This is a genomic window from Pseudoduganella buxea, from assembly GCF_009720835.1.
Taxonomy (GTDB): Bacteria; Pseudomonadota; Gammaproteobacteria; order Burkholderiales; family Burkholderiaceae_D; genus Rugamonas; species Rugamonas buxea.
The window spans coordinates 1-1300 of sequence record NZ_WNKZ01000212.1; the positions used below are offsets into that span (position 1 = coordinate 1).

Sequence of the window (1300 nt, forward strand, 5' to 3'; positions counted from 1 at the left end):
GCTGGCGCCGGGCTTCGTCGCGCGCCGCCGTCGCGCTGGCCACCGTGCTTTCCAGGGCACCCACCTGCTGGCGCAGCGCCGACACGGTTTCCAGCGCGTCGCGCAGCTCGGCGCGGTGACGCTCGGCGGCCGCCGACCCGTTGGCCCGCTCCGTGTCGAAGGCCTGCTGAACCCGTTTGACGGCGAGCCGTTCGCGGTCGACTTCCTGCAGGGCCAGCCGGCGCGCTGCGTCGGCCTTGTCGACATCGAGTCGGGCCTGGTCGCGCAGCCGGTCCAGTTCGGCCTGGTGGTCGCGCTGCACGCTGTTCAGCCACGCATGCTGGGCATTGATTTCCTTGCGCGCCTCGTCCAGCCGGGCCGTCTGGTTCACATGCAGGGCCCCCAGTTCCGCCAGCTGCCGGCGCAGCTCGGCAATGGCGGCGGCGTCATGGGACGCCCGTTCCCGCGCCTGCGCCTGGGCGTCGGCCAAGGTCGCCGCCAGCAGGTCGCGCTCCTGCCGCATCGCGTCTTCCGCCTGTCGGGCCTCGGCCGCCTCCCGCCCCGCTTCCTCGCGCAACGCGGCCAGCGAATCGCCGGCGGCCTGCTGGGCCGACTGCCATAGCGACGCCACCAGCTCGCCGGCTGTCTTCTTCAGCTCGTCCGGCAGGTCCGGATGACCGATGACGACACGGCTTTTCTCCCGCAACTGCCCCCAGAAGCGGTTCAGCGCCTCGGCCGGCGCCGACATGCTGCCCTTGCGCACCAGCTGGTACAGCCGGTTCGCCGTCGGCGTCAGGCCGTAGCGAAAGAACATCAGCGCGCACACTTCGCGGTACAGGTCTTGCGTGTTGGGAAAGCGGGGCCGCAACGCCTCGATATCGGCCAGCAGCTGGGTTTCGGCGGTTGCCAGGTTCGGTTCCATGGGCTCATCCTTATGATCGCCCGATAGTACAACGTAAGCTGTTGTAGACACAATGCGATGCCCGTAACGCTCCGGCTCGGCTGACTTACAAAGCGATGACACTTTTGAAGCATTTGCCCGCTATCTTCGGCATCGCGGCGGCGTAGCATGCATGCGTGGTCATTGAAGCGCCCTATTTCACTGCTCGCGCGGGCGCGCGGCGGGCGCATTGTCGACCTTGGGGGTGTGATGCAGCAGCCTGATTCCTTCCCAAACGCTTCCCTGGAAATGGCGCCGTGGCCGGCCGCGCCGGACGGCGCGCCCTGGCGCACGGGGCGCCGCCGCCGTGACGACGTTTCCGGCCTGGTCCGGCGTCATGGCTACCGCGCCGCCGTCATCTGCCGGCGCTGGCGCCTGCCC

At 69.4% G+C, this 1300-nt stretch carries 1 protein-coding gene; it reads right to left on the minus strand.

The window, feature by feature from the left end; all coding sequences use genetic code 11:
- Window positions 1-901, minus strand: a 901-nt coding sequence (locus GM672_RS27630) for a DNA-binding protein (RefSeq protein WP_155473687.1), incomplete at its 3' end; no start/stop codon positions are given.
- Window positions 902-1300 lie beyond the last annotated feature (399 nt).